Origin of the sequence: Stieleria varia, assembly GCF_038443385.1 — a bacterium.
Taxonomy (GTDB): domain Bacteria; phylum Planctomycetota; class Planctomycetia; order Pirellulales; family Pirellulaceae; genus Stieleria; species Stieleria varia.
In genome coordinates this window covers 3,299,733-3,320,320 of the sequence record NZ_CP151726.1, presented here as the reverse complement: position 1 = coordinate 3,320,320, position 20,588 = coordinate 3,299,733, and the positions used below count along the sequence as shown (strand labels likewise).

General features: G+C 57.2%; 10 protein-coding genes. 4 read left to right on the top strand and 6 right to left on the bottom strand.

The window, feature by feature from the left end; all coding sequences use genetic code 11:
- Positions 1-16: 16 nt before the first annotated feature.
- Entirely contained in the window at positions 17-358 is a 342-nt protein-coding gene (locus Pla52nx_RS10990) for a hypothetical protein (protein WP_146517915.1), read from the bottom strand.
- Positions 359-865: 507 nt separating this feature from the next.
- Positions 866-3,691, bottom strand: a complete 2,826-nt coding sequence (locus Pla52nx_RS10985) for a DUF11 domain-containing protein (protein ID WP_197454177.1) — start codon at positions 3,689-3,691, stop codon at positions 866-868.
- A gap of 367 nt (positions 3,692-4,058) precedes the next feature.
- Here Pla52nx_RS10985 and Pla52nx_RS10980 point away from each other — a divergent pair, with 367 nt between their 5' ends.
- A complete protein-coding gene (locus tag Pla52nx_RS10980) occupies positions 4,059-6,494 on the top strand; it encodes a sulfatase-like hydrolase/transferase (RefSeq protein WP_197454178.1) in 2,436 nt (811 codons plus the stop codon).
- Between the two features lie 683 nt (positions 6,495-7,177).
- Here the strand turns inward: Pla52nx_RS10980 and Pla52nx_RS10975 are convergent.
- The 3 genes from Pla52nx_RS10975 to Pla52nx_RS10965 all read right to left on the bottom strand — a co-directional run bounded on the left by Pla52nx_RS10975 (position 7,178) and on the right by Pla52nx_RS10965 (position 14,544).
- A complete protein-coding gene (locus Pla52nx_RS10975; protein ID WP_342190383.1) occupies positions 7,178-9,238 on the bottom strand; it encodes a hypothetical protein in 2,061 nt (686 codons plus the stop codon).
- 2,094 nt (positions 9,239-11,332) lie between these two features.
- Positions 11,333-14,080, bottom strand: coding sequence for a hypothetical protein (locus Pla52nx_RS10970; protein WP_146523248.1), 2,748 nt, complete (start codon positions 14,078-14,080; stop codon positions 11,333-11,335).
- A gap of 74 nt (positions 14,081-14,154) precedes the next feature.
- Complete coding sequence (locus tag Pla52nx_RS10965; protein WP_146523249.1) at positions 14,155-14,544, bottom strand: fluoride efflux transporter FluC; 390 nt, start codon at positions 14,542-14,544, stop codon at positions 14,155-14,157.
- A gap of 180 nt (positions 14,545-14,724) precedes the next feature.
- Between Pla52nx_RS10965 and ilvB the strand changes: the two genes are divergently transcribed.
- Both ilvB and Pla52nx_RS10955 read left to right on the top strand, forming a co-directional pair.
- Positions 14,725-16,503 (top strand): biosynthetic-type acetolactate synthase large subunit, encoded by a 1,779-nt coding sequence (gene ilvB, locus Pla52nx_RS10960; RefSeq protein ID WP_231742749.1) that lies wholly within the window; start codon positions 14,725-14,727, stop codon positions 16,501-16,503.
- Positions 16,504-17,113: 610 nt separating this feature from the next.
- Complete coding sequence (locus Pla52nx_RS10955) at positions 17,114-17,596, top strand: hypothetical protein (RefSeq protein ID WP_146523250.1); 483 nt, start codon at positions 17,114-17,116, stop codon at positions 17,594-17,596.
- 220 nt (positions 17,597-17,816) lie between these two features.
- Here the strand turns inward: Pla52nx_RS10955 and Pla52nx_RS10950 are convergent, their stop codons facing one another.
- The gene (locus Pla52nx_RS10950; RefSeq protein ID WP_146523251.1) at positions 17,817-19,100 is read right to left on the bottom strand and encodes a PQQ-binding-like beta-propeller repeat protein; all 1,284 of its coding nucleotides are present in this window, start codon (positions 19,098-19,100) and stop codon (positions 17,817-17,819) included.
- A gap of 122 nt (positions 19,101-19,222) precedes the next feature.
- On the opposite strand from Pla52nx_RS10950, the gene Pla52nx_RS10945 reads away from it, so the two are divergent.
- Positions 19,223-20,224: a Gfo/Idh/MocA family protein gene (locus tag Pla52nx_RS10945; protein ID WP_146523252.1), complete on the top strand. Its 1,002-nt coding sequence runs from the start codon at positions 19,223-19,225 to the stop codon at positions 20,222-20,224.
- Positions 20,225-20,588: the final 364 nt, after the last annotated feature.

Sequence of the window (20,588 nt, the reverse complement as noted above, 5' to 3'; positions counted from 1 at the left end):
TATCGATTCTCGATACTCAAACGCTCGCCATTTCAGCGGCGGCTGCAGCAGCGTTGTCTGCGGCGATCTGAGCACTCGTGCGACGACGACGCTTGCGTGGCTTCGCGTTCATCCACTCTTTCGTCAATGCTTCGAACACTTCGGGCGTCTCATAACGCACGATGTGTTTGCCTTCTGGCATCGGCCCGATCAGCCCGCGGAACACGGGCAAGCCGCGAAGTGCAAGATCGGTGCTGCAATCGTCAACACCGATTTGCAAGTGTGATTGCAGCAAGGGATCACAGGTCGGGTAATCGCGAATGAGCAACGAACCGTCTTTACCGCGTGTGACCACGCGGAACGTATCTTTTTTGGCCATGGTGCCTCCAGGAAGGGATTGGCGCACTGATTGGGAGGGGAAGGAATACCGGCGCACTGCAAGCACGGTGACCGCCCGATCCATGACTGGGCCGTAGCTACGGTTTCTCGGGGAGGTGAGAATCCAAGCTTTGTTCTGGGAGAAACGGAGCCAGTGATCGATGGGACGGTCCGATGCCGTCGAAAAGCAAGGTCACCCTGGGAGGGGTCAGATTCCGTCGTGCAACGGCGAGCAACGAAGCAAGTCTCGAACAGAGGGCGGCCGAGAAACGGCGACCAGGTTCGTGGGTCAGGACGACTTGCTTCGTCACTCGCCTTTGCAAACCACGGTCACCGACGTTGGGAGAGCGGGTGGACAGGGCTTTTGTTTTGGGAGGACAGTGTGTCGGACAATAGTGTTATCGTCATCGCCGCGCCGCATGTGCAAAAAAGAAACCCTGGTGTGCTCTCTGAGAACGACGCATGCAATGAGTACAAGACGCCGATCGGAACGAGCGGAACGACCGGACTATCGAGGAACAATCTCGGTCTGAACGCGAGCCGATGTGCCTCGTGGGAATTGTTGACTCACTGCTTCAAACTGCAAATTCAACATTTGCGGCTGATTGCTTGACAGCACAATGACGTAGTCAATCGTTTCACCCGGTCGCATGCTGCGAATTTCCGGCAAGACGATGTAGCCAGCTTCCTGCGTGAACGTCAACTGTTCGTCACGACTCAAACTTGCCATTCGTTCCACACGAACACCTTCAGGCCGATTAAACCTCACCAACACCGAATTGTCGAGTTGATCGGAATCATTGATGACCTTCACCAAGTATCGAATCGGATCATCCACGCCCAACGGCGACTGGGGTGGCGTGATCGCTAACAGCAATTGTCGCTCGCGAGTCGGCGGGGCAGCCGGCGGCGGCGTGTTGTTGGCGCCTGGTGTGGGAATCGGAGCCGGTCCCGGTATACCAGGTGCCGGTGTCGCGGGCGGTAAAGCAGGTCCAGGTTGCGTGGGCGGTGCGGGCGCGTTCACTTGAGGCAATATCTCGAACAACACATTCGAGCTTGCTCGTGCACCCTCGTTGCTTTCTGCCGTCAGGATCAATTGAGACCGAGAGTTCGTGCCGATCGCTCGGAATTGTGATTCCAACACGGTCGATGTACCGGGATCAATCCGAGGGATCGTCCATGACACGATGTATTGTCCAGGACGCGGAGGATCCCCGTTGTCTGCGGTCGCTGCGATCGCCTGCAACTGCGGATCGTACGTCATCGCCACGCGAACATTGGTCAGCGGAACACGTCCATTGTTGGCGACGGTGGCTCGGAACAAAGCGTCTTCGCCCACCGAGAACCTGTCGCGATCGACCAGCGATAAAGTCGACGTCATCGACGGGGTCGGCACAGGTTGATTGATCACCATCACACAACCTTCTGTCGCGTGACGCTGTCCACCGTCGGCTTGTGCTTCGACCTGGATGCATTGACGGCCTGGACCGGTTGGAACGAATACGATCGCACTCTTCCATACATCGCCGGGCTGCAGCGAAATCGATTGTTCCGTCGCAGGATCGGCATATTCTTGCTCAACATCGATCTCACCCAACTCATGTTTCATCGAAGGAGTGCCGCGTGCAAACAAAGTCACATTGTTCAATGGCCGATCACCCGTGTTCTTGACGTCGATGTCAAAGATCACTTCCTGGCCGACTTCGTATTGCTGTTGCCGTGGCTCCACCTTTTCAATCAACAATGACGGACGATAGACATCGATTCGGATGCTATCCGATGCGACCAGACCGCTTGCACTGCGTGCTTCGAAAGTCAAGTCAACGGTAACCGGTGTGGTGACGTTGGCGAATAGGTCCAATTGCGTTTGTGGTGGCAGTGTACCAATGTCCCAAACGACGGAGTTGGTGAGGTTCTTGGCAAAGGCATCGTTGCTGCGAACCAGGATTTCCGGCGGGAACTGAACAGAAACAACCACGTTGTCCAACGGCTCGTTGCCTGGATTGGACACGTTCGCGACCGCTTGAACGGGCACGTTAAAACTCGCAACCTCCGGAGCACCGGCGCGGATCGACAACTGCGGGGAACTCCACGTCACGAACGTCTGGCCTTGACCCAACGGCAACGTAGGGATGTTGTCGGTCACGCCACCTGGACGAATGACTTGCATCGCAATGGTCGCGGTACCGCTGGTACCGGGATTGGGGATCAGCTCTGCTCTTGCATTTCCCGCAGCATCCACTTTTGCCTCCACAACGGAGGAGCCGCCGGTTCCGGCAAAGGTTGCCAGTTCGGGGTTCAAGATTTCGTAGCGAACAATCCAACCTTCCGCAGGAAAGACGCCTTCGCTGCGTGTCACGCGCGTGATCAGTTCGATCGGCGTTCCGGCAGGCTCGATCTTGGTGCCTGGAAATTGCCATTTCGCATCGATCCAATAGATCGTCGCGGTGGCTTTTCGCTGGTCCCAGCAATCGCTTTCCGGAGCCAACACGGTCACTTTACTGGTTCCTTCGCTCGGACTACTCAGCGTGATCCACGTTTGACCCTTCTCCAGTTGAACATCATCACCAGGCTTTAGGTTGCCACGAGTGATCAACGTTCGCTTTGTGCTGGTAACACCGATGGCATACGAACCGTCTTTCTTGGAGGGTTTCTTGATGTGTGCCAAGCGATGCAGGACACCGGGGTCGTCATCGCCCACTTCGATGAACGTGCCAACACTCTCAGGTGTCAGCATCCATTCCAGCGGCTCACCGACTTGCAAATATCCATCCGTTCCACAAACTCCACTCAACAAGACGACTTCGCCGCCCACGGGAGCAACGATTTTGTTGGGCGACAACAGGATGCAACCGCGTTTGCCATGCGTCGGCAGCTTCAAATAGTTCTTCGACAAACATTCGCGGCCAAGAATGACCGCCGGCGGCCCGTCTTTGCATTCGCCGTTGCACGGCTGGCTGGGAACACACGGACCAGTCGTTTGACCGGAAACGCTTGTTTGCGGCACGACCGCGGGAGCCGGAGTCAAGCAGGGTGGGGGCTCGATCGGCGTGGTGAACGCGGGCTCGGGCGGCGACAGGGGACACAGGTTCAGCGGATCGCCATTGCATCCCAAACAACCAAACAACTTGCACTGCGAACAGGGCAAAGCGAGCGAGGTCGTTGTGGGCAACGGAGCAAAGATTCTCTGACCTGTCGAGTCAACAGCAGGCAACCGCAGTCGCGAACAACCAGTCGATGCAAAGGCTGCCAACAAGATCAACAACCAGCAATTCGACAACGCAAGACGCGGTCGGTTGGAGGATGGCCGATCGTTAAGTTGCCAAAATTGCATCGTAGGGAATGAACGGTGATCGCGAACGAATGATGGAATGGGAGGAACGGTTGCGTTGGGTCTGAAGGCTTTGCGATTCTGCATGTGCGCAGAATTTTGCCCAAGGAACCGTACCACGCGACTAAGAGGGATGATGCGAAAAGGCAACATGTAATGATGCACAAAAGCAACGAAACCGTACCGGTTGCGCGGCATGCACGGGTCACGCAGGGGGAGCGACAGTCGTTCGACTTGTCGAGTTGAAAACGCATGCCATCGAAGTGGAACGTCGAGCGACAATCCGAATCGAAAACCAGAACACCATCATTTGCGGATCGACTAGGATAAACATCCCTCCCCGGAGCTCCCCATCTGCCGATCAGAATCCATGAATCGATCCCCGCTCGCGATTGCCCTTGCCTTTCTTTGCTTACCTCTCGTCCTGTCCAATGGCGTGCACGCAGCCGATCCGCCCAAGCCGAATGTGCTGCTGATCTTGGCCGATGACTTGGGGTTTTCTGACCTCGGTTGCTACGGCGGCGAGATCAACACCCCGAATCTAGATTCACTTGCGGAAAACGGGCTGCGGTTCACACAGTTCTACAACACCGCGAGATGCTGGCCGACACGCGGCTCATTGATGACCGGCTATTACGCGCAACAGATCCGACGAGACACCGTGCCTGGGATTCCCTCCGGTGGAAATGGTGTTCGACCTGATTGGGCGGTGCTTGTTCCTCGCATGCTGCAGGAGGTTGGCTATCGCTCCTATCACACCGGCAAATGGCACATCGACGGAATGCCGCTCGAGAACGGTTTCGATCGATCGTACTACTGGAAAGATCAAGGACGATTCTTTAACCCAACCAAACACTGGCGTGACGACGTCGCTTTGCCTCCCGTTGCTAAGAACAGTGGGTTCTATGCCACCACCGCCGCTGCCGACCACGCGATCGATGTCCTGGCCGAGCACGCTCGCGATCATGCGGATCAACCTTTCTTTCACTACCTCGCCTTCGCCGCACCTCACTTTCCCCTCCAAGCACTGCCGGAGGACATCGCCCACTACAGCGACACCTACACCATTGGCTGGGATGCCATTCGTCAGCAGCGTTGGCAAAAGATGCGTCAGATGGGTTTGCTCGATGCGGTGGGCGTAACAGAGCTTTCACGTGTAGAGAGAGACCTGGGACCACCGTACCATTTCCCAGATGCGTTTGAGAAATTGGGCGACGGTGAGATCAATCGACCGGTGCCATGGAAAGAGCTGACCGACTCACAGAAAGCGTTCCAATCGCAAAAGATGGCGATCCACGCCGCAATGATCCATCGCATGGACATTGAGATCGGCCGCGTGTTTGAACAGATCAAATCGATGGGGCAGTGGGACAACACGATAGTGATGTTTCTGTCGGACAACGGTGCGAGCGCAGAAATCATGGTGCGAGATGACGGCCATGACCCCAATGCCCCGATGGGCTCGGCCGAAACGTACCTGTGTCTCGGACCGGGGTGGTCAACGGCTTGCAACACGCCGTTTCGACGGCACAAAACCTGGACGCATGAAGGTGGATGCTCGACGCCGCTGTTGGTTTCGTGGCCAAACGGAATCAAAGCCGCTGGAGAATTTCGCAATTCGCCCGGCCATGTTATTGATGTCGTCCCGACATTGTTGGACCTGAGCGGAGCATCGCGTCCATTTCGCGCCCCCGCTGCGCCGGGCAAGAGCATTGTGCCGGCCTTTGAGAAAGAAACCGACTTGGGACACGACGAGTTGTGGTGGTTTCATGATGGTCACAAGGCCATCCAAGTCGGCAAATGGAAGGCCGTTGCTCCGATCGCGGAACCCTGGGAACTGTACGATTTGTCCAACGATCGCGACGAGTCCAACGACTTGGCCGTCATACACGCGGACAAATTGAACGAGCTAGTGTCGCGGTGGGAGCAGCGAATGGCGGAGCACACCGAGCTTGCCACGCAAGACTTGCCAGCGAAAGTCCGTTCGAATGTTCGTTCGGGCGTTACCTCACAGAATCCCGTGATGAAAAAGGCGCAGGACGACGCACGTCCCAAACGCTCTCAAGTCTTGCTCGGTGGCGAGAACAAAATGATCGCCGGTCGCCATGCCTTTTTGATGAAACCGACGGCGGCCGCAGACACCGACGATGGCAAGCCTTGGATCTTCTACGGCCCAACGCTTTCTCGGTATCCCGATCAAGCCGAATCGTGGATGCATCAGCAGTTCTTGGACGCCGGCGTCGCGGTCGCAGGAATCGACGTCGGTGAGATGTACGGCAGTCCGCTTGCGCTGCCGTTCTTTGACGCCCTCTACGACGACATGGTTGCTCAAGGCTATTCTCGGCGTCCCGCTTTGTTGGGACGAAGTCGCGGTGGGCTGTGGGTCAGCAGTTGGGCGTTGTCGCATCCGGACCGAGTCGCCGCGATCGGCGGCATCTATCCGGTTTACGACTACACCACGTATCCGGGTGCCCAGCGAGCAGCAACAGCCTATGGCAAGACGCCCGAGGAGCTGATGGCCCAACAGGATCAATTGAATCCGGTGAAGCGTTTGGGGAAACTCTCAGAAGCGAAAATCCCAGTGCTGATCATTCACGGAACCAACGACCAAGTGGTTCCGATCGAACAGAACTCAGAAGCGTTGGTGGCAGCGTACCGAGAAAACAATGCCGCAGACTTGGTGCAGTTGATCAAAGCGGATGGCCAAGGCCACAGTTTCTGGGAAGGATTCTTCCACAGCCAAGAACTCGTGGATTTCCTGATTGATCAGGCGAATGCGAGGGAGGGGGCCCGTCTGCGCAAGTAAGCGTTTGGGATCCGCAAAACGCTTACCAGGGCACGCTATCGATTTGGAAAATCGAGCGACAATTGCACGCGATCGACAACCCTCTACTCCACCACCTCTCCCTCGACTTGTCGGGGGAGAGGTCGAGCTCGCCCTTTAGGCGATGCTCGGGTGAGGGGGCCGTCTGCGCAAGTAAGCGTTTGGAATCCGCAAAACGCTTACCAGGGCACGCTATCGATTTGGAAAATCGAGCGACAATTGTCGTTCGACTTTCCAAGTCGAAAACGAACACCACCATACGGCCGAGCACGAACCATACGCCCTCTAGATCCGTTTGACCCGTAGCCGAAGGCGAAGGCAGATGCGGCGTTTGCCTCTGCGGTGCAATCCGGTCGGTTGCGGCGATGACGCCTGCGGCTAGTCGTTAAACGCGCACTGTCACCTCCCCCAAGGAACTTGGGGGAGGTCGAGCGGAGCCGTCCAGGCGATCGCGAGGGAGGGGGCCGCTCTGCGCAAGTAAACGTTTGGGATTGGTAATACGCTTTCCAGGGCACGCCATCGACTTGGAAAGTCGAGCGACAATTCACGCGTATTGCCCCCTCACCCGGACCAAGGCTTAACGCCTCGTCCGACCTCTCCCCTAACAAATTGAGGGACAGGTTGCAGTTAGATATTGAACTCGATCCCGATCGCAAACCCCAACCTCAACGTCCCAACTCCGCGAACACCGCGTCCAAGACTCCCACCGGGTCCGTGCTCAGCTCGCTGTGGAGATTTCTACGGGTGACGCTGTAATCCAGGCTGCCGATTGCGAATCCTCGGCTGCGGGTTTGTGCGCTGCTCGCGAACACTTCGTGCGTTACCCGGTTGCTGCGCATCGCGTAGCCGGTGAACACCGAACGCCCGTCGCCGAAATCGTACACGCCATGCACGTCGTCGGAAGCGAAAACGTAGTCGTAGACGATCGAACGTCCACCACCGACAGACACGGCGTTTCGGCCGCCGTTGGAGTAGTACGCGTAGTTGGTCACTCGGTGATTGCCTTCGCCCAGGACCGTCGCCTGAACAAAACCGGGCGAAGCGTACGCGAAGTGCGAGACACGAGCGTCACCACCAGCGCCGAACACTCCCGCCGAAACGTTGGTCGAGTAGAACACGTAGCTGCTGAAACGATCGGTCCCCTCGCCGAGGTCAAAACCAAGCACACTACTATCAGACTCTCGCACGTGGTTGTACACCGCGTCGTCGCCGGAACCCATGTCCACGAAGGACGCGATCCCGGGTGACTGGATGACGTAGGACATGAACGTATCGGCACCTCCGCCCAGATCGACGTCGATGGCTGCATCGGAGGCGTTGGTACTGTGAAGCGAGACGGTTTCGTCACCCTCGCCACCAACGATCTGCAAGCTGGAATCCGCAGCCCGGTTGTAGACGACAATGTGATCGTCTCCGGTTCCCCCATCGACGATCAACGTCGCCCCGGGACCGTCAACGAACACGGTGATTCGATCGTTGCCACCGTTGCCGTGAATACGAAGTGATTCGCCCGCGGCGATATGTTGTGTGATGTTGTCGCTCCCCTCGGTGCCTTCGACGGTCGTGATGCCATCGTTGACGTCAACCTTGATGATCAGCGTCTCAAAAGCGATTTGAATCACACCGTCGGCGACATCGGAGATGGCAACAGGAACAACATTCGGGTCCGGCAACTGCATCCCATCACCATGCAAAGCGACGAAGTCGGCCAAGGACAAAACACCGACGTCGGCATGATAGATGGCCGCACCGCCACTTGAGAGCGACACCACGGCGTAGCCAGAATCGCTAACATCAACGACGGAGCCCCGCACACGAGAACCATCGGACCACGTGAGCAAGGTCGGTTCGTAACTAGAATCGACGAGGGTCCAGACGGTGGCCTGCAGTCCTCCATCAAAGGTGGCAGGGTCGAAAAATGCAATATTTCCGCCAATAAACTCGGCGATAGGCGATATCGCATTTGCAACACCTGGATCACCACTGGGAGTCGGCAAGGCATGAAAGCCCGTGGAATCCCAGTAGGCAGCTCCAACGCTGCCCAAGACAATCGAACTGGCAAATCCAACAGAAGTGTCTCCATTCACTGATACATCTACCGCAGTAGACAAGCCACCTCCATCGGGCAGCACCACCAGTCCACCAGTTGGAGTCCAGACAATCCCATCCTGGATGCCGCCCTGGTCGCCAACAACTCCACCTGACCAGGCAGAAATCGCGACACTCGTAGCTGGATTCCCAGGCACTAAACCAATGCCAGTTGGAGAGTCTGGCGCGGAACTTAGCCAAGTAGTTCCTTCACCAACACTTATCGTACCAGGCGATTTTGAAACACCCGCAATGCGAACTCCATCCGAGGAGATTCCTCCGACTTGAGTGCCTGGCCCCAAGCCAATCAACTCATCCACCTGAAACGTCTCTAGGTCCACCGACGTCACGAGTGTGGCAATGGGCGAATCGGTTTGTTGATTCATAGCCCCCACCAAGTACGTGGTGTCCGTGTTGGTATCGAACCCTTGATCGACCGCGAGGAAATGATCGGGCAGCGAGTAGAAGGCAACCGTCATCATACGACGGTCTTCGAACCGTTCCATGCCGAGCCGGGACGAGCGCACTCGCCCACGTCCTTTTCGATCGGCACCGGTCTTCCGTCGTACAACGTTCGCGATTTGTTTGCAGAGTTGTGAAGTGTTCATGATGATCAGCGATGACTTACGGCGTGTCATATCACAGGCTCGATTCGTTGGATGTTGTTGATTCTCATTCCCCCTCACCCCCAAATCCTGGCTCGCTGAGCGTCGCCAGGATTTGGGAGGGGGGGGAGCCAAGTTTTGTTTTTCTGGCGTGCACCACCATCAGGCCCACCCATCCAAACGGGAACCCAGCCCGGGCGACACGAAAGCCTCAGCGGCTTCATTTGGGGCTACAGGGTTACCTGTCGATTTCTGTCAAAGAATTTCGGAAATGCGGAAAACATTACCCTACGCGGACAGTTGACGACCCTCGAATCACGCTTGAGCCCGGCAGGGATCGCAAGGGAGGGGGCCGCTTTGCGCAAGTAAACGTTTGGGATTGGCAAAACGTTTGACGGGGCACGCTATCGATTTGGAAAATCGAGCGACAATTGTCGTTCGACTTTCCAAGTCGAAAACGAACGCTACCGTACGGCCGAGCACGAACCATACGCCCTCTAGATCCGTTTGACCCGTAGCCGAAGGCGAAGGCAGATGCGGCGTTTGGCTCTGCGGTGCAATCCGGTCGGTTGCGGCGATGACGCCTGCGGCTAGTCGTTAAACGCGCACTGTCACCTCCCCCAAGGAACTTGGGGGAGGTCGAGCGGAGCCGTCCAGGCGATCGCGAGGGAGGGGGCCGGTCTGCGCAAGTAAACGTTTGGGATTGGTAATACGTTTGACGGGGCACGCTATCGACTTGGAAAGTCGAGCGACGATTGTCGTTCGACTTTCCAAGTCGAAAACGAACGCTACCGTACGGCCGAGCACGAACCATACGCCCTTTAGATCCGTTTGACCCGTAGCCGAAGGCAGATGCGGCGTTTGGCTCTGCGGTGCAATCCGGTCGGTTGCGGCGATGACGCCTGCGGCTAGTCGTTAAACGCACGCTGACACCTCCCCCAAGGAACTTGGGGGAGGTCGAGCAGAGCCGTCCAGGCGATCGCGAGGGAGGGGGCCGGTCTGCGCAAGTAAACGTTTGGGATTGGTAAAACGTTTGACGGGGCACGCTATCGACTTGGAAAGTCGAGCGACAATTGTCGTTCGACTTTCCAAGTCGAAAACGAACACCACGATACGGCCGAGCACGAACCATACGCCCTTTAGATCCGTTTGACCCGTAGCTGAAGGCGAAGGCAGATGCGGCGTTTGCCTCTGCGGTGCAATCCGGTCGGCTGCGGCGATGACGCCTACGGCTAGTCGTTAAACGCGCACTGTCACCTCCCCCAAGGAACTTGGGGGAGGTCGAGCAAAGCCATTTAGGCGAATGCGAGGGAGGGGTCCGGTCTGCGCAAGTGAGCGTTTGGGATTGGTAATACGTTTGACGGGGCACGCTATCGATTTGGAAAATCGAGCGACAATTGTCGTTCGACTTTCCAAGTCGAAAACGAACACCACCGTACGGCCGAGCACGAACCATACGCCCTCTAGATCCGTTTGACCGGTAGCCGAAGGCGAAGGCAGATGCGGCGTTTGCCTCTTTGGTGCAATCCGGTCGGTTGCGGCGATGACGCCTGCGGCTAGTCGTTAAACGCGCACTGTCACCTCCCCCAAGGAACTTGGGGGAGGTCGAGCAGAGCCGTCCAGGCGAATGCGAGGGAGGGGGCCGGTCTGCGCAAGTAAACGTTTGGGATTGGTAATACGTTTGACGGGGCACGCTATCGATTTGGAAAATCGAGCGACAATTGTCGTTCGACTTTCCAAGTCGAAAACGAACACCACCGTACGGCCGAGCACGAACCATACGCCCTCTAGATCCGTTTGACCGGTAGCCGAAGGCGAAGGCAGATGCGGCGTTTGCCTCTGCGGTGCAGTCCGGTCGGTTGCGGCGATGACGCCTGCGGCTAGTCGTTAAACGCACACTGTCACCTCCCCCAAGGAACTTGGGGGAGGTCGAGCAGAGCCGTCCAGGCGAATGCGAGGGAGGGGGCCGGTCTGCGCATGAGAGCGTTTGGAACTGGCAATACGCTTTCCGGGGCACGCTATCGACTTGGAAAGTCGAGCGACAGTCGGCCAAACACAAACCATACGCTCTGAGCCGCGACGCGTTACGGTCGCGACCGTGACAAACCCGCGGCCGTCAACTCAGAGTCACTGAAAATCGACTCGGACCCATTGTTCGGGCAGCGGGATGATTTGCCACGGACTGGCTTCTCCCGCTGCGAGAACTTCTGCCGAGAAAAACCATGTCTTCAACGGCTTCGTCGATGTGCCGACCAGGTCAGCACGTGTGACCGCGATTTCGAATTGCACATGTGAACCGTTTTGTTTCGGCGCGATGAACCAAGTCGGCTGCCAATCCGCCGGATGCTCGATGCCGTCTCGTGTCTTGCCCCTTGTATTGAACTCCAACTGCATCGAGGTCAACAGGTCTTGATCCAAGTCCAAGCGCAAGCGAACGCGATCGGATGCGTCCAGATCACAGTCACGCTGGCCCGCTGGCATCGTGGAACGATCCGATCCGAGTTTGTCCGCGGGGACTTGCACTGCAAAATAAACAAAGCGTTGGTCGTGAGTGCACCGCAGCTCGACGTCACCGATCTGGATCGGTGATGCGGCTTGCCAACACGGATCGTCGTACTGACCATCCAGTCGCGGCGGCCCCGACACGGACTGCTTTGCCAACAAACTGAATGTGCCGTCACGGGTCAGCAGCGGAGACCATCGACTGTTGGATCGGGCGACGGCATCCAAGTTCGCGGTGCTGGCGTGATTTTCCGATGAGTCGAGACGGTTGCCTGTTGCTATTTTCTCCGCGTGCTCAATCAACAACTTCAGCGGGTGCATCTCCCACATCAAATCGACATCCGCCGACGCATTGGGCCGCATCGATTTGGCTGTATTCATTGCGGTAGCGTGGGGGACCTGGATGGGAGACACCGCCGACGCTTGAACGACCATGCTGGATGAATCTTGAAATGGCGACACACCCGCAACATCAACACCGCTGGTACTGGGCAACTCCAATGCCGAATCCACGACATCACCAGCTTCCGACGTCTTCGATTGCGGCTCACCCATCGCGACGAAGGGGCGTTGACTGCTGACCGCAGCAGGTTGTCGGATTCGCTGCGACCGTTCACAACTCTGATGCGTCGCGGTCAACCAAGTTCTCAACCAAGCGGCAGCGGAACTGTTCGGGAAGTAGTCCTGAAAGACTTGTGCTGCGACATCACGGATCTCATCATCCACCGATTCACCTGCAACGCCCACGCGCTGCTGTGTGCTTTGAACGACATACCATGCCAAGCGGAATCGATCTTCCGGTGCAGTCTGATCGAGAGCCAATTGCAACGCTGTCTTCATCATGCGAGGTTCCACGGCGTCGCGAATCATCTCATCAAGTTTGACCGTGTTTCGCTGGCGGGCAAGCACGACCTGCATCCGTCGGCGAGCAGTCGGACTGTGGCCGGCCGTCAAGTTTTGGCCGGGCTCCAGTTGGATACCGGCACCCAAGGTTTCAACCCGAGTCGTGTTGCCCGTGGATTCATACAGAGTGCGTGTCGATGTCGTCGTGGGTGCCATCTGAGTGGGTTCGACCAACAACAACGCGTCTTGCCAAAAATCGCCGGCGAGTGTCCCTGACTGTGGCAATGTGGCACTGCTCAACAGCAAGGAGTTGCCCATGTGTCCGATAGAATACGTGACCACACGTTCAGCGCCCACGCTCATTGCCGCCGCCAGAAAACGCTGTTGCGTCAGATCGTCCAACTGATCGTCCAACGCGATGACTGAGGGGCGGTGAATCAACAGCCAGTTTTGGATTTCTGATTTTTGAGTCTGGTCGTTCGACGGTGTACGCAAGACATCGACGCCGCTGGCAACCGCCCCCATGGCTGCTTGTTCCAACCAATCTCGCTTCATCCCGTTGGGCGATGCCAATGGTAATGATGTCTGTTGCAATGCTGACTGCGGCAACTCTGATTTCATGCTCAGCGACTCGGACGCATCGTCAGCATCCAACATCAGGATGGAGGAACGCCGACGATGTTCGATCGTCTCTCGTCCCAAGAGAGACCAGGGAACACGGTGAGCGTTGGTACTGACGAACAAGATCGCGGTGCGCCGTTGCGTTCCCCGAACGGTCATCCACTGGCGTCCCAGGTCGTCGCTGCGCGCGATCACGCCGTGATCACCGGCAACCAAAACCGTTTTCTCACCCAGACGGCAAAAGCAACGTGATGCAATCGGCACTCCGATCGCTTGGCTCCAACGAGCCAAATCAGACGCGGACTCGATTTCGGCATCCGCTCGTCGTTGAATCAAACTCTGCACACGAGCATGATCACGAGGATCCAGACTTTGCCAATTCAGTCCGGCATCGACGCTTTCATACATCGAACTGCGATGGATGCTCGACCAGTCCCCGCAAGCAACCAGTCGTCCGTCCCACAGAACCAACGAACGCAAACGAGGCAGTTCGTTGGAATCGACGATTCGCCAGCTACGACCGGCGTCGCGGCTGAGCAGTACCCGAGACCGACTCATCCGCGTGATCGGATCGTAATGACCTCCCACAGCGATCGCCTGTTTGTCATCGATCCATGCAACGTCGGACAACCGAGATGCCACATCAATCTCAACGCTGGACCATTTGTATCCGCCGTCGTCGCTACGCAGAATCGTTCCGTGGTCACCGACCGCCAGAACCAACTCGTCGCCGTTCGCGGAGATCGCTCGAAGGGTCGCGTCATCACGCAATGATTCGGTGGGGCAATAGTCGGGAACGACTTCAGGCCCTCTGCCAGATCCCAAGCCCTGCGAGTGCGCGGCGGGCAAGGGCTTTAAGAATGGTGCCTGAGCCCCAACAGGAGGCGTGATCGCGATGGCAGACATCATGGTCGCCACGACAATCCACAAAAAATGCGGTCGCGGATTTGCGAGCCACCGAGTCATCCTGACGGTGTTGTTTTTCATCCTGCCCAGCCTTTTATCCAACTGCATGAGATCATCAATACCGCCCATCCGACGACCAAGTTCGCGAAGACATAAATACCCGATCCTCCCCAACGCCCCTGTTGTGCCAACAGCGACGAATCGGCTGCGAAGGTCGAAAAGGTGGTTAAACTGCCCAAAAACCCAACACGTAGTGCCAAGGAGGCCCGTTCGGCCAAAACGCCACCGGCTTCCACCCACCCGATGACTCCGCCCAGGATCGCGCATCCCAACACGTTCGCGATGGTTGTCCCCCAAAGGGAGGATCCGCCCGGAACGGCGCTCGCTGCAAGCGTGATTCCGTAACGGCAGACTGCACCGGCGGCTCCGCCGAGTGCGATTGCCGTCAAATTGAGCCAACTACTCATGGCGGATCTGCGATTTATGGATTGCCTAACTTTCGGTGCGAACTTACGTTAGCGGATAGGGTCGAGTTTTTTGTCGGCGGCGTAAACGTCAGTTTTTTGTCCCCCGCTAAGAACCGCTTAACGTACTCCCGCTATCGGGTGTTCCTGTAACCTTCACTTTGGAATTTGATTTTCGCCGCGATGAGCACTGCAAACGCCACCAATACCGACAGTCGTGTGATGACCGGAGCCGATATCCTTGTCAAATCACTGGTCGATCATGGTGTAGAAGTCTTGTTCGCCTATCCCGGCGGATGCAGCATGCCCCTGCACCAAGCCCTCACCCGCTTTGGTGAATCCATTCGAACGATTTTGCCTCGCCACGAGCAAGGCGGAGCCTTCGCAGCGCAGGGCTACGCCCGTGCGACCGGAAAAGTCGGCGTGGTGATGGCGACCAGCGGTCCCGGCGCGACGAACCTGGTGACCGCGATCGCGGATGCAAAACTCGATAGCATTGCCATGCTGTGCATTTCCGCCCAAGTTCCCACAGCCGCGATCGGTACGGACGCGTTCCAAGAAACGCCGATGGCGGAGATCTGCCGCGGAATCACCAAGCACCACTACTTGGTGACCGACATCAAGGATTTGCCGCGGGTGATGAAGGAAGCGTTTCACATCGCCAGCACGGGACGCCCCGGGCCCGTCTTGGTGGACTTGCCAAAAGACGTCCAGCTCAGCGATGTCGCCGAGGTCGACTTGGATCCTCCGATGCACTTGCCGGGATACGAGTCCGTCCCACCGGTCGTTCCCTCGGAAACGATTCGCCAAATCGCCGCCGCGATCAAGCTTGCTCGTCGACCCGTTATCTACGCCGGTGGCGGAATCGTGTTGGGCAACGCCAGCGAAGAGTTGCGTGAATTCATCACCAAGACCGGTATCCCGACTGTGACCACGATCATGGGCATCGGTGCCGTTCCGCCCGAGCACGAGTGCTCGATGGACTGGCTGGGGATGCACGGTGCCGCCTACGCAAACTATGCCGTACGAGACTGTGACCTGCTGATCGCCTTGGGCGTCCGGTTCGATGATCGCGTGACCGGCAAGGTCGAAGCGTTCGCGAAGGACGCAAAAATCATTCACGTCGACATCGACGGCTCGGAGCTGAACAAGAACAAGGAAGCTCACATTCCCGTTCGCGGTGATGTGAAACAAGTCCTGACCGAGCTGAACAAAGTGGTTCAACGCACCGACATCGATCCATGGCGAAAGAACTGCGCTGAGCTGAAGGCAAAGTATCCGTTCCATTACGACGACAAGTTCGACGGAATTCTGCAGCAGCATGCCATCAGCGTGTTAAGCGATATCACCGCCGACATGGACACGCAAATCACCGTCGGTGTGGGCCAACACCAGATGTGGGCCGCCCAGTTCTACAAGTTCCGCAAGCCACGCACTTGGCACAGCAGCAGCGGCTTGGGAACGATGGGTTTCGGCCTGCCGGCTGCCATGGGCGTTCAAGCCGCTCTGCCAAACTCATTGGTCATCGACATCGACGGTGACGGTAGTTTTCAGATGAACATCCAAGAACTGGCAACTTGCTTCTGCGAAGAATTGCCCGTGAAGGTGTTCTTGCTCAACAACCAACACCTCGGCATGGTCGTTCAATGGGAAGACCGTTTCATGGGACGCAATCGGGCTCACACTTATCTCGGCCCCATTCGCCATAACGAAGCCAGCGGACCGAGTGACGCGGATCGTTTCGCCTACGCAGAAGATCGCTATCCAGATTTCGTGAAAATCGCTCAGGGCTACGGTTGTGGCGCGTCGACGATCCGAAAGAAATCCGATTTGGAAGGTGCCATCCGCGAAATGATCGACCACAAAGGTCCTTACCTGCTGGACGTTCAAGTGCCTTACCAAGAACACGTGCTGCCGATGATCCCCGGCGGCAAGACCGTTGACGACATGATCCTGGAATAGAACCCCAGTTTCGGTTTTCGTTCGAATAACCTGGACTGCTCAAAGTTTGGTGTTGTGTCTATTTGGGTTTGCGCAAGTTTATGTCCCTACTGCCGGCGCAGCGGGCGGCCCCAGTGAGCCTCAGGCGCTAGCCGTGGGCCTGAGGCGGATTGTGGTGCCGGCCCATTGCTAGTGGCCTGTTGATTTAATCGAAACTGGGAACGCGGGTGAGCCGTGGGCCGTAAGGCACCGGGCAATGCGGTAGGCCCGGCCGCTTACGCGTCGCGGCTCACTAAATCAACAGCCCGCTAGCCGTGGGCCTGAGGCGGATTGTGGTGCCGGCCCACGGCTAGCGCCTGAGGCTCACTTTGATTGCGTTGCATGGAACGAAAACATGGACTGAAAAAACAAGGTCAACCCCAAACTTTGAGCAGTCCAGTCGCGTGAATCATCCGGGCTAGGCCGGACGCAAGTCCGGCCTATTTTGCCAAAATCGCCAGAGGTCTGTCGGCATTCGCTAAGATTCCGCGAAGAAGCCAGGATTCTCAATCTCGCGTCTGGACAGCATCGCATCCAAACGATTCACTCTCCGCTCGGCTTACTCTGAATTGCCAGCTTTTTTGAATCGTCCATGAACCTCTCTTTGCTTCTCCAACTGTGCGGCGTCCCGCTCACCATCGGCTTGATCGTCATCTCCGCGATCCTGACGATCGTCTCCTTGCTGTTGTACTTTCGGACTCGCAAAGAGTCCTTGTTGACCGCGTTCTTTCCGCTCACGTTCTTGCCTGTTGCCGCAGGGCTTGCCAGCACGGTGATCGACATGGTTTCGTCGATCGGACTGCAGATGGATCCTGACTACGGCGCTGCCATGGAGCCTGTGTTCCTGCTGCAAGTGGGTTTGGTGCCGCTATTGGCCGGCGCTCTGGCATCCGCACCTCCGATGATCGTGACGGCCGCCGGTCGTTGGCTGCTGGCTTGGAAAGCGAGCGGGTTTCGGCTGACACCCGAGCCCAAGCCGAAAGTGAAAACGGCAGTCGAAATCGCGAGCGAGGAACGTGAAGCAATGACCCGCGACGCCGACAAGTACCTGGAACAGATCATCCGGCCCCGCTGAGGCTGGATGGTTGTCTTCGCAATACGTCTGCATGAAACGCTCATGCGGAATGGAGCGAAAACAGTCTGCGCATTTCAGCCGCCACTCGATAGCGTCCGGTTCGTTCTCCCGTACGCGGGAACCGGACGCTATCGCGTGGCGGCTGATGAATATTCCGGGCTCGCCGAAGCCTGCGGTAATTGACCGAGTACAGCCTCATTCCATTCGATCGATGTCTCGCTCAGTGGCTGCCCAGTGCGATCAAGTATTCTTGTCTGCGACCGTTTTCGTTGATTCCGGTGCGAATGTAGAGGCGATCGCCGACGGCAATGGGAGTCGCAAAGATCGAATCGCCCGTCTGGATTTTGGCAAGCGGTTCGAATCGATCCGGTGACGCCGAAAAGATGGCCACCTCGCCGGATTCATTCGCCGCGTAAACGCGATTGCCGATCAGCGTCGGGGATGCGCTGACGCCGCCCGCGAACAAACGACTCCGCCACATCTCTTTGCCATCCATCGTTCGCCAACAGTAGCCCACACCATTGTCTGCAATCGCGAACACGTGATTCGGGATCGTCAGCAACGACTGCTCATAGCACTTCACTCCGTTTTCCCACAGCAGCTTGCCCGTCGCGTCACCCGTCACACACCAAGTGCCTGAGACCGGATTGCCGCCGCTGACCAAGATGCGGCGTCCGTCAACAGCGATCGTTCCACAGATCGCTTCCGTCGTCGCGTCGACTTGCCACAGCGTTCGGCCGGTCAATGGATCGTATGCATCGATCGTGTTTGCGCCGGCGATCAGCAACTGTCGTTGACCAGCAATCGTGGCGACGATGGGCGTGGCAAAATTAAGATTGCTCGGACGAGGTACTTTCCAAACTTGCTCCCCCGTCCGCGTACTCAAACCGTACAGACCGCTATCCGGTCCGTCGTACTCAGCGGCAACGATCACTAGCTCGCCTTCCACGATCGGGCTGGCTCCGTAACCGAACTCGAATTGCGCCGGCTTGAAATCACTGACTCGCTTGGCCCACACCTCCCGGCCATCAGGCGTCATCGCTGTCAGATGGATCGCGTCGCTGGTCTGAAATGCGACATACAGTTGGTGTCCATCAAAGGCCACTGAAGGCGAAGCGTACGAGTTGTTCGGATGAATTCGGCGAGGCAAGTCACCACGGTGCAAGACCCAACGGTCGATGAGCTTTCCGCTCACACGATCAAGTTTGAGCAGCGACTGAGTCTCGTCTGCGGAGTCCGCCGTGGTCAGAAAGATTCCTTCGTCGATGATCACGGGGGTCGAATGGCCGCGGCCGGGCAAACGGGTTTTCCAGATCACGTTCTCGCCGGTCTGCAAGTCCCATTTCAGCGGCGCGCTGGCGTCGGCCGCCGCATGGTTGTCACCATTGGGACCACGCCACTGCGGCCACTCCTGAGCACCGGCCGGCGTCGCGTGCATACAGCACATCAACAGGCCACAAACAAAAGTGAATCGCATCGATACGGCTGAAAAAAACTTGGTCATGGATACTGGATTGGACAAAGTATGGGAATTCGGATCGATTTCTGTTCGCGTGGTCTTTTACCCGCCTGAAGGATCACCGATCATTCTATCTGGATAACGTTCATTGCTAAGGAGAAAACTTCATGCGTGCTGGTATCGTAGGCGTTGGATTCATGAGTTGGATTCACTATCTGGCCTACCAACGAAGTGAACAAGCCGAATTGGTCGCTTTCTGCAGTCGCGATCCCAAAAAACGCGCCGGCGATTGGCGTGGCATCCATGGCAATTTTGGTCCCCCCGGGGAACAAATCGATGTCAGCAGCATGAATGTCTACGAAGGACTCGATTCGATGCTAGCGGATGAGTCGATCGATCTGATCGATATCTGCTTGCCTCCGGCACTGCACCCCGATGCGATCGGAAAATGTTTTGCCGCTGGAAAAAAAGTGCTGTGCGAAAAACCTTTGGCGCTTTCCGCTCGAACCGCCCACGCATTGGCCAGCCAAGCGGCTCCAGGGCAACTGCTTGTTGCGCACATCTTGCCTTTCATGCCCGAGTTTCAGTTACTGGTGGACGCAGCGAATGACGGCCGCTGGGGCAAGCCCATTGCGGGACGATTCAAGCGGACGATCAGCCCACCGGACTGGATCCCGGATTTCTACGATAGCAAGCGAGTCGGCGGTCCTCTGATCGATTTGCATGTTCACGACGCTCACTTGATTCGCCTGTTGTTCGGCATGCCGACGGCGGCCCATACGGTCAGTCGACCACTCAAGGGCGTCCCACAATTTTACGAGAGCGTGTTTGAGTTCGCCGATTCACAGCTCGCGGTCTCCGCGGGCGGCGGTGTGATCAACTCACCCGCACGCGGATTCACCCACGGTTACGAAGTCAGCTTTGAGCGGGCCACGGTGCAATTTGAGTTCGCCGCCTACGCGGACGGTTCGACGGCACTGATTCCACTGACGATCATGCACGCCGACGGCACCGTCGAACGCCCCGAGTTGGGCGACGGCGATCCCGTCAGTTCATTCGTCGCCGAGATCAATGCTGCTGCTGAATCGGTGGACACTGGCAAGCATTCGCCCATCCTGGATGCAACCATCGCCGCCGACGCGCTCACGATCTGCGAAATGCAGCAGTAAGGAATAACGCACGATCTACTAGCCCGGATTATTCATCAGCCGGCACGCGATAGCGTCCGGTTCCCGAGCATAGGCGTGAGAACCGGACGCTATCGCGTGGCGGCTGATCTGCGCAGACTGTTTTTCTGCCAATCCGCGTAAGCCGTTTCACGCAAACGTGTTGCGATGACCGTATTGAGTCGCGTGAATAATCCGGGCTAGCGCACCTAGTAGTCTGGGACAGCTAGAAATGAGGGTTTGCCGTAGTGGAGCTTGTCAAAGATCCCACCGCTACAGGATCTTCAACAAGATCCACTACCCTAAAGTCAAGCTGCAGGATCTTTAACAAGATCCACTACCCTAATGATAAGTTGTGCCAGGCCAC